An 11,804-nucleotide genomic window follows, 5' to 3' on the forward strand; every position below is an offset into this window, starting at 1 on the left:
GTTCCGTAACTCCTTACTGAGCGGTGTGTTTTCGAGCCGTTGTGTGGGGCTCAGCCCTTGCTGACCATGGAGCGCAGGAAGAACCGCAGGTTGGCGGGCTTCTCAGCGAGCCTGCGCATGAAGTAGCCGTACCAGTCGGTGCCGTAGGCGGTGTAGACGCGCATGCGGTGGCCCTCCGCGGCCAGCCGCAGGTGCTCGTCGGTCCTGATCCCGTACAGCATCTGGAACTCGTACTCGTCGAGCTTTCGGCCGACGCGGTACGCGAGCTCCTGGGCGATGGCGATCAGGCGCGGGTCGTGGGAGCCGATCATCGGGTACCCGGCGCCCTCCATGAGAATGCCGAGGACCCGGACGTACGCCTTGTCGATCTCGTGTTTCTGCTGGTAGGCGACCTCGGCGGGTTCCTTGTAGGCGCCCTTGACCAGCCGTACGCGGCTGCCGTTGTCCGCGAGGCGACGGGCGTCGGCCTCGGTGCGGAAGAGGTAGGCCTGGATGACGCAGCCGGTCTGCGGGAAGTCCTTCCGCAGCTCCTCGTGGATGGCGAACATCGAGTCGAGGGTGGTGTGGTCCTCGGCGTCGAGCGTGACCGTCGTGCCGATGGCGGCGGCGGCCTCGACGACCGGCCGGACGTTGGCGAGGGCGAGTTCGTGGCCGCCCTCCAGCGCCTGACCGAACATGGACAGCTTGACGGACATCTCGGCCCTGGTGCCCAGCTCCAGCTCCTTCAGCCGGTCGATGAGCGCCAGATAGGCGTCCCGGGCGGCTTCCGCCTGCTCGGGCCTGGTGATGTCCTCGCCGACGACGTCCATCGTCAGCTCCAGGCCCCGGGAGGTCAGGTCCTGGATGATCGGCACGATCCCGTCGACCGTCTCGCCGGGGATGAAGCGGTCGACGACCTGCTTGGTCACCGGGGCCGCCGAGATCAGGCGTCGCATCCGGTCGCTGCGCGACGCGGCAAGAATCACGGGACCCAGCACGGGGCACCTCCACAAACCAGCAGATAGAACCACCGTGAAACCTAAGGATCCCTCCGATCGTCGGCCATCGACAGCTGTCACGCATCCGTGCCGCAGATCTCAGACAGATGTATGAAGGGCGCGCGGAAATGCGGGAGAATGCCCGGGTGACGTCCGAATACAAGGGTGACTTCCAGGAGCTGGTCGACGAGATCTCGGAGCTGCTGGGCGTGCCCGCGACGCTGGAGAACCGCGACTTCGAGCTGATCGCCTTCGGCGCCTACGACAGTGAGGACGAGCTCGACGCGTCGGCCCTTGACCCGGTCCGCACCCGTTCGATCCTGACCCGCCGCTCCACGGCGGCCGTACGGACGTGGTTCGAGGGCTTCGGCATCACACGCGCGACGGGCCCGGTGCGGATCCCGCCGACTCCGGAGGCCGGGGTGTACCGGGGGCGTATCTGTCTGCCGGTACGCCATCGGGGGGTCGTGCTCGGTTACGTCTGGCTCCTGGACGACGATCCGGGGCCGACCGAGCAGCAGCTGGCGGCCGCGATGGACGTGACGGCACGGATCGGCGCGCTGCTCGCGGACGAGGCGCAGCACGGGGCGGATCTGAGCCGGGAACTGCGGGCCGTGCTGGTCGCCGAGCCGGGCTGGCAGGGCGACATGGCGGTGGCGGCGCTGCGTACGGCCCTCGGCGCCCGCGGCGACGGCCCGCACACCGTGGTCTGCGTCGCCCCGTGGCCGTCGGCCGACCCGGACGACGCCCCGTCCGTGCGTACGGTGCCGCACGCGACGGCCCTGTGCACGGTGCCATGGGGGGCGGGCGGGCAGAGCCTCGCGGTGCTGGTGCGGCTGCGCTCGGCGGAGGTGCGGACGCCTGCCCAGGCGGCGGCGTCGAGGCTGCTCAAGGACGAGGCGGCGCGTTCGGCGGTCGGTATCGGCGCACCCCGCACGGGCCTCGGCGAACTGCCCGCCGCCTGGCAGGAGGCCTCGGCCGCGGCCCGCGCCGCCCTCGCCGAACCCCGGTTGGGCCCGATCGCCGAGTGGGCGCACATCGGCCCGTACCGCCTGCTGACGTCCCTGCCCCCGGAGACCGCCGACGACCCCGCGGTCGCCCAGCTCCTCTCCCCCGCCCACCACGAACTCGCCCGCACCGCCGAGACGTACCTCGACCGCGCCGGCCAGGCCGCCCGCACCGCCGCCGAACTCGGCATCCACCGCCAGACCCTCTACTACCGCCTCTCCCGCGTCGAACAGCTCACGGGCCTTGACCTGGACGACGGGGAGGACCGGTTGTTGCTGCACATGGCGTTGAAGGGAGCGCGGCTTCGGAGCCATTGGGGGAAGTATTGGAAATGATTGTCATCATGCTACGGTTCGCAGCAACCGCTCTCTTGACCGCCCCTTTACCCGGAGGGTCCCGTGCGCCTGCCCGCTCGCCGCCTGCTCCCCGCCACCGCCCTCACCGCGGCCTCCGCACTGCTCACCGGCTGCTTCGCCGGGGCGGAGAACACCGCTGACGCGGGTGCGGACGGCAAGCGCGTCCGCGTCGCGATGATGCAGCCCCCGCGCTCCGGGCTGTCACCGCTGTCCGACGACGCGTTCAAACTGTCCCGCTGGTCGACCGCCGAAACCCTGGTGAAGCTCGACGAGGACGGTGACGCCCGGCCCGCGCTGGCCACCAAGTGGCAGCAGTCCGGGCGCACTTGGACCTTCGAGATACGCGACGGCGTCACCTTCCACGACGGCACGAAGCTCACCCCGGAAGCGGTCGTCACCTCCCTCACCAAGGCCGCCACCGCCTCCCCCAAGCCCCGCATCCTGGACGGCGTGGACCTGACCGCGAAGGCCGCCGGCGACAAGGTCACCGTCACCACCGCAACCGAGGACCCCCTGGTCCCGCAGCGGCTCAGCTCACCACAGCTGTCGATCCTGGCGGCCAAGGCCTACCAGGGGAAGACGGTCGACCCGGTGGGCGCCGGCACCGGCCCCTTCGAGCTGACCAAGGTCAACGGCACCGCCTCCGCCAGTCTCGACCGGTACGACGCCTACTGGGGCGGCAAGGCCAAGGCCCCCGGCATCGACGTGACGTTCGTCCCGGACGGCACCGCCCGCGCGGCGGCGCTGCGCAGCGGCGAGGCCGACATCGTCGAGGCGATACCCGTCTCGCAGGCCGCGGTGCTCGACCAGGACCTGATCACCGAGGTGCCGATGCCGCGCACCAACACCTTCTACCTCAACACCGAGCAGGGCGCCTTCAAGGACGCCTCGCTGCGGGCCGCCGCCCGCGAGGCCATCGACGCCGAGTCGATCGTCGAGGGGGTGTACGAGGGCCGCGCCGACGTCGCCGAAGGCCTCCTCGGCCCCGCCCTCCCCTGGGCCTCCGAACTGCGCTCGCCCGTCGAGCACGCCAAGGCCGGCCGGCCGAACGGCACGGAGATCACCATCGGCACCTTCACCGACCGGGCCGAACTGCCGGAGGTCGCCGCCGCGTTGCAGCAGCAGCTGCAGAAGGCCGGGTTCAAGGTGAAGCTGGACATCCGCGAGTACGCGAACATCGAGTCCGACGCGCTCGCGGGACGCTTCGACGCGTTCATCCTCTCCCGCGCCACCGTCCTCGACTCCGGCGACCCGGCCGCGTACCTCTACAGCGACTTCGCCTCCAAGGGCACCTTCAACATCGCGCAACTGGCGTCCCCGGAGGTCGACAAGGCCCTGCAGAAGGCCTCCGGCGCCAAGGTCGGCGACGCCCGCCGCAAGGCGGTCATGGCAGCCGAGGCCGCCGTGCTCGCGGCCGACGCGGCGGTTCCCCTGCTCCACGAGCGGGTGATCCAGGGCGACGCGGCCGGTGTCGTCGACGCGGCCCACGACCCGCGCGAGCGCGAACTCGTCACGGCGGACACCTACGTCAAGTGAAGGCCCCTCAGCGTCAAGTGAGGTCCGCGGCAAGGAAGTTGGTCGGCTCCGCCGGGCTGACCCGCCTCGTCTGTCTCGTCGCCGTCCTGGCCACCGTCGGCCTGCTGCCCTGGCTCTCGCACCGGGACCCGGCGCTCACCGTGCTGCGCGCCCGGTCGGCCGAGCAGGAGGCGACCGAGGAGGCCCTGTCGGCGATCCGCGCGGACCTCGGGCTGGACGCCGGTCCGCTCTCCCTGCTGGGAAGGTGGGCCTCGGACCTGCTGCGCGGCGACTTCGGCACCTCCTGGGTGTCCGGCACCGACGTCCTGCCGTCCGTGATCGCCGGGCTCCAGGTGTCGCTGGGCCTGATGGGCGCGGCGCTCGGCGTGGCGGTCGTACTCGCCGCCGTGTTGGTGGCGCCCGTGCTGGTGCGGGGGCGTGGATCGGCCGGCGCCTTCGCCGCCATGCTCGCCGCGGTCCCCGAGTTCCTGCTGGCCACCGTCGTGCTGCTGGTGTGCGGGGTGTGGCTGGGATGGCTGCCGACGGCCGGGTGGGCGGGCCCCGAGTATCTGGTGCTGCCCGCGCTCGCCCTCGGCGTCCCGGCGGGCGGCCTGCTCGGCCGGCTGGTCGCGGACGCGCTGCCCGCCGTCCTCGACGAACGGTGGGTGGAGCTGTGGCGGGGCGCGGGAGTGAGTCGTACGGCGATCTCGGCGGCCGCCCTCAAGCGCGTACTGCCGCCGCTGGTACCGCAGTTCGGCATGGTCGCGGTCGGCCTGACCGGCGGCGCGGTCGCCGTGGAGATGGTGTTCGCGGTGCCCGGCATCGGCCGTACGGCGCTCGGCGCGGCCAAGTCGCAGGATCTGCCGCTGCTCCAGGGGTCGGTGCTGGCGCTGCTGCTGCTCGGCCTGGTCGCGGGCGCGGCGGCCGCGTTCACCCGGCGACGGCTGCTGGGCCCCGCCCTGCGTGACGCCGGTCTGACGCTGCCCCCGGCGCGTCCGGTCCGTACACACCCGGCGATCCCGTTGACTCTGTTCACAGTCCTCGCCGTGACCATCGGCTGGGGTCTGCTGCGCGACCCGTACACCGTCAACACCGCCGCCCGCCTCGCCGCCCCCACCTGGGCCCACCCGCTCGGCACCGACGCCCTCGGCCGTGACGTGCTCGCCCGGCTCGGACACGGCGCCGCCTCGACCGTGGGCACGGCCGCCGCCATCTGCGTACTGAGCCTGCTGGTCGCGCTCGCCCTCGGCTTCCTGCCCGGCGTCGCGGCCGGCGCCGCCGACATCGCCAACGCCCTGCCCCCGGTGATCGTCGGCATCCTGGTCGCCGCGGCGACCGGCCCCGGCACCGGCGGCGCGGCCCTCGCGGTCGCGCTGATCTCCTGGCCGGCCCTGTCCGCGCACGCGGCGGCACTGGTGCAGGAGGTGCGGGCGTCGACGTTCCTGACCGCCCAGCGCGCCATGGGCGCGACCCCGTTCTGGATCCTCACCCGGCACGTCCTGCCGTCCGTCGCCGCGCCCGTCGCCCGGCACGCCCTCCTCCGCCTCCCCGGCATCGCCCTCGCCCTGGCCTCCCTCGGCTTCCTGGGCCTGGGCGCCCAGCCGCCCGCCCCCGAGTGGGGCCTGCTCCTCGACGAGTCCCGCGCCTACGTCGAACGCGCCCCCTGGGCAGCCCTGGCCCCGGCCGTCGCACTCGCCCTGCTGGCGGGCCTCGCGGTGTCGGGGGCGGCGGCCGTGCAGGGCAGGAGGGCATGGGTACGGCGAGCCACGCCGACCGCGAAGAAGCGCGCCCCGAAGAAGCGCGCCGCGAAGAAGCGCGCCCCGAAGAAGCGCGCCCCGAAGAAGGAGGCCTCCGTTGCCGTCTGACGCACTCCTCTCGACCGAGGCACTTCTCTCGGTGCGCGACCTGCGCATCGCCTTCGACGGCATCGAGGTGGTGCGCGGTCTGTCCTTCGACGTCCGCCCCCGCGAGGCCCTCGCGATCGTCGGCGAGTCGGGCGCGGGCAAGTCCCTCACCGCCCGGGCGCTGCTGGGCATGCTGCCGCGGGGCGCGACGACGAGCGGCGCGATCGAGCCGGACCTGTCGGCCCACCGCGGCCGTCGTATCTCCCTGGTCCCGCAGGACGCCCTCTCCGCCCTCTCCCCCGTGCACCCGGTGGGCGACCAACTCGCCGCCGCCGTACGGTCGGTGGCCCACGTCTCCCGCAAGGAGGCCCGCGCCCGGGCGGTCGCCGCGCTCGACCGGGTCGGCATCCCGGACCCCGCCCGCACGGCACGGGCGTATCCGCACGAGTACTCCGGCGGCATGCGGCAGCGCGCCGTCATCGCCATGGCGACGATCAACGAACCCGACGTCGTCGTCGCCGACGAGCCCACCACCGCCCTGGACGAGGAACGCCGCGACCAGGTGCTGCGCGTGCTCGCCGAGCAGCGGGAGGCCGTGGGCGCCGCGCTCGTCCTGGTCACCCACGACATGGACGTCGTACGGGACCACGCGGACCGCGTGCTGGTCATGTACGCCGGCCGCCTCACCGAACTCGGCCCGGCGGACGAGGTGTTGACCCGCCCCCGGGCCCCGTACACGGCGGGCCTGCTGGCCTCCCTCCCCCAGCACGCGCCCCCGGGCCGCCGCCTCCCCGCCCTCCGCGGCACCCCACCCGCCCCGGCCGCGCTCCCGCCCGGCTGCGCCTTCGCGCCGCGCTGCCCCCTCGCGGCGGACGCCTGCGCCACCGCGGAACCGGAGCCGCAGGAGGTGGAGAAGCGCCTGGTGTCCTGTCACCGCTGGCCCGAACTCCCGTACCCGGCAACGGAGTTGTTCCATGAGTGACACCCGGCCCGACACCCGGCCCGAGACCCGGCCCGAGACCTCGCCCGACACCTCGGCCGACACCTCGGCCGGCGTCCTGCTCGACGTCCGCGACCTCGTCGTCCGCTACGGCGACGTCACGGCCGTCGATCACGTCTCGTTCACCCTCTCCCCCGGCGAGACCCTCGCCCTCAACGGCCCGTCCGGCTGCGGCAAGTCCTCCACGGCGCTCGCGGTGCTCCAGCTGCGCCGCCCGGCCGCCGGTGAAGTCGTGTTCGAGGGGCGGGAGTTGACGACCCTCACCGAACGCGAGCTGCGCCCGCTCCGCCCGCGCATGCAGCCCGTCTTCCAGGACCCGTACGGCTCCCTGAGCCCCCGCCACCGCATCCGCGACGCGGTGGCGGAACCGCTGAAGGCCCAGGGCCGCTGGAGCGCGGCCGACGGCCCCGCCCGCGTGGCCGAACTCCTCGACCGGGTGGGCCTCGACCCGTCGTACGGCGACCGCCTCCCGCACGAGCTCTCCGGCGGCCAGTGCCAACGCGCCGGCATCGCCCGCGCTCTGGCCTCGGAGCCACGCCTGCTGGTCCTGGACGAGCCGGTGTCGTCCCTCGACCCCTCCGTCCGGGCCGGCGTACTGAACCTGCTCGCCGACCTCCAGGACGACCTCGGCCTCGGCTATCTGTTCATCTGCCACGACCGGGCCGTCGTACGGCATGTCGCGGACCGGGCGATCGAGATGCGCGAGGGGCGCGTCATGTCCGGGTAGCGGCCTCGATCACCTGGGTGAGCCCTTCGGTGAGCGCTTCGGCGTCGGGCGCGCGCTCGGGGTCGAAGTTCCACTGTGCGATGAGACCCGTCATGAGGGTCGTGTAGAACCTGCCGAGGGTGTCCAGGGTCTTGTCCGAGACCTCCTCCTCCGGCACGCCCATGAACAGCGCGACAAGAGCCCGCTCCGCGTCCCGCTGCTGCCGCGCCAGGTGGTCCCGCACCGCGGGCAGCTGGTCCCCCATGACCACGATCTCCATGCTGAGATGCCACATCGATCCCGGCCCCCGCATGGTGCCGATGATGTTCGACCACACCTGCCGGAACCGCTCGACCGAGCCGGGCTCGGCGTCGGCCTCCCCCTCCTCGCCGTCGAACGCCTCGGAGAGCTCCCCGACCAACGCCAGGTACGCCTCCGCCAGCAGGGCGTCCTTCGAGCCGTAGTGGTAGCCGATCGAGGCCAGATTGGTCCCCGACTCCTTGACGATGTCGCGCGCGGTCGTGCGCGCGAAGCCTTTCGCCAGCAGGCAGCGCTTGGCTCCCTCGAGCAGATCCTCACGGTGTCCCATGACGACCCACCCTACCCCCGATCCATACATCCGTCCCATACATCCGTCCCATACAGCTGTTTTATACGACCGTTCCATACGTCCGTTCTAGACACACGTTTAAGACGCGCGTACATTCACCGCCATGACAACGAACCCGATGAGCCCGTCGACGGGCACCCGAGCCGGCCGTCGTGATTGGACCGCCCTCGGCGTCCTGATGCTTCCGCTGCTGCTGGTCTCGATGGACGTCTCGGTCCTGTACTTCGCGATCCCGGCCATCAGCGCGGACCTGGAGCCGAGCGGCACCCAGCAGCTGTGGATCTTCGACATCTACGGCTTCGTCCTGGCCGGCCTGCTGATGACGATGGGCTCGCTCGGCGACCGCATCGGCCACCGCCGCCTCCTGCTGATCGGCGCCACCGCCTTCGGCGCCGCGTCACTGATGGCCGCGTACTCGAACAGCGCCGGGGTCCTGATCGCGGCCCGCGCTGTCCTCGGCATCGGCGGCGCGACCCTGATGCCGGCGACCATGGCCCTCCTCCGCACGATGTTCACCGACCCGGCGCAGCGCGCGAAGGCGATCGGCGTGTGGTCCGGCGTGATGACGGCCGGCGTCGCCCTCGGTTCGGTGATGAGCGGCGTCCTGGTCGAGCACTTCTGGTGGGGCTCGGTCTTCCTGGTCAACCTGCCCGCGATGGCGCTCCTGCTGCTCCTCGGCCCCCTCCTGCTCCCCGAGTCGCGGAACCCCGCGGCCGGCCGCTTCGACTGGCCGAGCGTCCCGCTGTCCATGGCGGCGGTGCTGCCCGTGGTCTACGGCCTGAAGGAGATCCCGTCCGAGGGCTGGAACGTCCTCTACGTCGTCTCGATCACCGTCGGCCTGCTGTTCGCTGGCCTCTTCGTCCACCGCCAGCGCACGGCCGCGGCCCCGATAATCTCCCCGGCCCTGTTCCGCGGACGCGGCTTCGCACCCTCCGTGGTCCTCAACCTCGTCTGCATGTTCGGCGTGCTGGGCTCGTCCTACTTCACCACCCAGTACCTCCAGTCGGTGCTCGGCATGGGCGCGCTGGAGGCGGCCCTGTGGGCGCTGCTGCCGTCGGTGCCGATCGGCGCGGCGGGACCGCTCGCGACCCAGCTGGTGCAGCGGGGCGTCAACCGCGCCTACGTCGTCACCGGCGGCTTCGCGGTCTCGGCATCCGGTTTCGCGCTGCTGTCCCTCGCCGGCACGGACTCGCTCTGGCTGGTGCTGACCGCGTGCGCGGTGATCGCCGTCGGGGGCGTCACGGTGATGTCCCAGATCATGGACCTCGCGATGGGCTCCGCCCCGGTGGAACGGGCGGGCTCCGCGTCCTCCCTGCTGGAGACCGGCGCCGAGTTCGGCGGCGCCCTCGGCATGGCCGTCCTCGGCTCCATCGGTACGGCGGTCTACCGCCACGAGATCCCGGCATCGGCCCCGGACGCCGCGCACGAGACCCTCGGCGGAGCGCTGGCCGTCGCCGACCGGGTCCCGGGCCTGGCCACCGCCGCGCGGGAGGCGTTCACCAGCGGGATGCAGGGGGCGGCCGTCGCGGGAGCGGTGCTGCTCGCGGGGGCCGCGGTGCTGGCGGCGGTGGCACTACGGCGGGTCGAGGTGCGGGAGCGGGCATGCGAAACGCCGGACGAGCCGAGTCAACTCAGCCCGTCCGGCGTTTGAGGACGAGGCCCGTTCAGGGCCGATGCGGGGGTCTGGGGGCTGCCGCCCCCGGACACGGCAACCTAGGCCAGGTTCACCGCACGAGCCGACGTAGCCCCGATCTCCTCGGCAACCTCGATCAACACCCCGGAGGGCACCGTGTCGTCGACGGTCAGGACGGCCAGCGCCTCACCACCGGCGACGGCACGCGAGACCTGCATGCCGGCGATGTTGATGCCCGCCTCACCGAAGACCCGGCCGACCGTGCCGACGACACCCGGACGGTCCTCGTACTTCAGGACGACCATGTGGTCGGCGAGCGCGAGGTCCACGTCGTAGTCGCCGACGGCGACGATCTTCTGGAGGTGCTTGGGGCCGGCCAGCGTGCCGGAGACCGAGACCTCCTCGCCGCCCGAGAGCGTGCCGCGCACGGTGACGACGTTGCGGTGGTCGGACGACTCCGAGCTGGTCGTCAGCCGCACCTCGACGCCGCGCTCCTGCGCGAACAGCGGGGCGTTGACGTACGACACGGTCTCGTCGACGACGTCCTCGAAGACACCCTTGAGGGCGCTGAGCTCCAGCACCTTCACGTCGTGCTGGGTGATCTCGCCGTAGACCTCGACGTCGAGGCGGACCGCGACCTCACCGGCGAGCGCCGTGAAGATCCGGCCGAGGCGCTCGGCGAGCGGCAGACCCGGCTTGACGTCCTCGGCGATGACGCCGCCCTGGACGTTGACCGCGTCGGGCACGAGCTCACCGGCGAGGGCGAGGCGCACCGAGCGGGCGACGGCGATACCGGCCTTCTCCTGCGCCTCGTCGGTGGAGGCGCCGAGGTGCGGGGTGGCGACGACCTGGTCGAACTCGAAGAGCGGGGAGTCCGTGCAGGGCTCCTTCGCGTACACGTCGAGGCCGGCACCGGCGACCCGGCCCTCCTTGAGGGCGGAGTACAGCGCCTCCTCGTCGACGATCCCGCCGCGCGCGGCGTTGACGATGCGCACGCTCGGCTTGACCTTGCGCAGCGCCTCGTCGCCGATGAGACCGACGGTCTCGGGGGTCTTGGGCAGGTGGACGGTGATGAAGTCGGAGACCTCGAGCAGCTCGTCCAGCGACAGCACCTTGACGCCCATCTGGGCGGCGCGCGCGGGCTGGATGTAGGGGTCGTAGGCGACGACCTTCATGCCGAAGCCGGACATGCGCTGGGCGACCAGCGCGCCGATCCGGCCCAGACCCACGACACCGAGGGTCTTCTCGGCGAGCTCGACGCCCGTGTACTTGCTGCGCTTCCACTCGCCGTTCTTCAGCGCGGCGTTGGCCTGCGGAATGTGGCGGGCGGTGGCGACGAGCAGACCACAGGCCAGCTCGGCGGCGGTCACGATGTTCGAGGTGGGGGCGTTGACGACCATCACGCCGGCCTTGGTGGCGGCGGAGACGTCGACGTTGTCCAGGCCGACGCCGGCTCGGGCGACGACCTTCAGCTTGTTCGCGGCGGCGATGGCCTCGGCGTCGACCTTGGTGGCGGAGCGGATCAGGATCGCGTCCACTTCGGCGATGGCCGGGAGCAGTTCGGCTCGGTCTGCTCCGTTGCAGTGGCGGATCTCGAAGTCGGGGCCAAGCGCGTCCACGGTCGCGGGCGACAGCTCTTCAGCGATGAGTACGACGGGTTTCGAGCTCACGTGAGTCCTCACAAGTCCAATGCGGACGGCCGTCCCGACGGCCGCTGGCGGTGGAGGGGGAGCGGCACCGGGGAATGTGGGGTGCGCTCCTGCGTCGTTCGGTGCGTGCTCTCGGTGTGCCGGACGAAGGTCCTCGTAGCGGAGCTACTAGGGCCTTTGGCCGGTGCGGCGAGAGTGCGTGCCGGGCGGCGTGGGAGTGTGCCTCACATTCCTCGGTGTCGCTTGGCCGCGTGGAGACGCACGACGCTGTGGGCCTGACGCGAATGTTGTGCGCCAGTGTAGTGGCGCGGCGGAGGGCGTCTTGCGCCTCTGCGGAAGGATCACCCGGACGAGAAACGCCATTTTGTATGGGGTCTCCGTATGGATCCGGGGCAAAGCCCCGTGGCGGTACCCCCAGCCGAGGGTACCGCCACGGAAGGCGTGGCTCACGCCTCTTCGTCGACCCAGCTCATCAGCTTGCGCAGCTGCTTGCCGGTGGTCTCCAG

9 protein-coding genes are annotated in these 11,804 nt (G+C 72.1%); 6 read left to right on the forward strand and 3 right to left on the reverse strand.

Annotated features, from left to right (window positions below; all coding sequences use genetic code 11):
* Positions 1-50 precede the first annotated feature (50 nt).
* Complete coding sequence (locus AQJ67_RS34315) at positions 51-977, reverse strand: proline dehydrogenase family protein (RefSeq protein ID WP_062723248.1); 927 nt, start codon at positions 975-977, stop codon at positions 51-53.
* A gap of 128 nt (positions 978-1,105) precedes the next feature.
* Here AQJ67_RS34315 and AQJ67_RS34320 point away from each other — a divergent pair, with 128 nt between their 5' ends.
* From AQJ67_RS34320 to AQJ67_RS34340, 5 genes are all read left to right on the forward strand, one after another.
* Entirely contained in the window at positions 1,106-2,320 is a 1,215-nt protein-coding gene (locus AQJ67_RS34320) for a PucR family transcriptional regulator (protein ID WP_062723249.1), read from the forward strand.
* 63 nt (positions 2,321-2,383) lie between these two features.
* Positions 2,384-3,877 carry an ABC transporter substrate-binding protein gene (locus AQJ67_RS34325; protein ID WP_062723250.1) on the forward strand — a complete coding sequence of 498 codons (1,494 nt, stop codon included), beginning with the start codon at positions 2,384-2,386 and terminating at the stop codon, positions 3,875-3,877.
* 38 nt (positions 3,878-3,915) lie between these two features.
* A complete protein-coding gene (locus AQJ67_RS34330; protein WP_244190664.1) occupies positions 3,916-5,721 on the forward strand; it encodes an ABC transporter permease subunit in 1,806 nt (601 codons plus the stop codon).
* Complete coding sequence (locus AQJ67_RS34335; RefSeq protein ID WP_062723252.1) at positions 5,711-6,682, forward strand: ABC transporter ATP-binding protein; 972 nt, start codon at positions 5,711-5,713, stop codon at positions 6,680-6,682. The genes AQJ67_RS34330 and AQJ67_RS34335 overlap by 11 nt, the downstream gene beginning before the upstream one ends.
* Positions 6,675-7,427: an ATP-binding cassette domain-containing protein gene (locus tag AQJ67_RS34340; RefSeq protein WP_244190665.1), complete on the forward strand. Its 753-nt coding sequence runs from the start codon at positions 6,675-6,677 to the stop codon at positions 7,425-7,427. Before AQJ67_RS34335 ends, AQJ67_RS34340 begins: the two co-directional genes overlap by 8 nt.
* Here AQJ67_RS34340 and AQJ67_RS34345 read toward each other — a convergent pair.
* Positions 7,414-7,995, reverse strand: a complete 582-nt coding sequence (locus tag AQJ67_RS34345) for a TetR/AcrR family transcriptional regulator (protein ID WP_062723253.1) — start codon at positions 7,993-7,995, stop codon at positions 7,414-7,416. The two genes, AQJ67_RS34340 and AQJ67_RS34345, sit on opposite strands and share 14 nt — an antisense overlap.
* 124 nt (positions 7,996-8,119) lie before the next feature.
* Between AQJ67_RS34345 and AQJ67_RS34350 the strand changes: the two genes are divergently transcribed.
* Positions 8,120-9,667 (forward strand): MFS transporter, encoded by a 1,548-nt coding sequence (locus AQJ67_RS34350; protein WP_062723254.1) that lies wholly within the window; start codon positions 8,120-8,122, stop codon positions 9,665-9,667.
* Between the two features lie 62 nt (positions 9,668-9,729).
* On the opposite strand, the gene serA is transcribed toward AQJ67_RS34350, so the two are convergent.
* A complete protein-coding gene (serA, locus tag AQJ67_RS34355; protein ID WP_062723255.1) occupies positions 9,730-11,319 on the reverse strand; it encodes a phosphoglycerate dehydrogenase in 1,590 nt (529 codons plus the stop codon).
* Positions 11,320-11,804 lie beyond the last annotated feature (485 nt).

This window comes from Streptomyces caeruleatus, from assembly GCF_001514235.1.
Taxonomy (GTDB): domain Bacteria; phylum Actinomycetota; class Actinomycetes; order Streptomycetales; family Streptomycetaceae; genus Streptomyces; species Streptomyces caeruleatus.

What these genes read in the sequence shown, in the direction of transcription:
- AQJ67_RS34320 (WP_062723249.1), top strand. Translation starts at nt 1,106, where the DNA reads ATGCGGGAGAATGCCCGGGTGACGTCCGAATACAAGGGTGACTTCCAG.
- AQJ67_RS34340 (WP_244190665.1), top strand. Translation starts at nt 6,675, where the DNA reads ATGAGTGACACCCGGCCCGACACCCGGCCCGAGACCCGGCCCGAGACC.
- AQJ67_RS34345 (WP_062723253.1), bottom strand. Translation starts at nt 7,995, where the DNA reads ATGGGACACCGTGAGGATCTGCTCGAGGGAGCCAAGCGCTGCCTGCTG.
- AQJ67_RS34350 (WP_062723254.1), top strand. Translation starts at nt 8,120, where the DNA reads ATGACAACGAACCCGATGAGCCCGTCGACGGGCACCCGAGCCGGCCGT.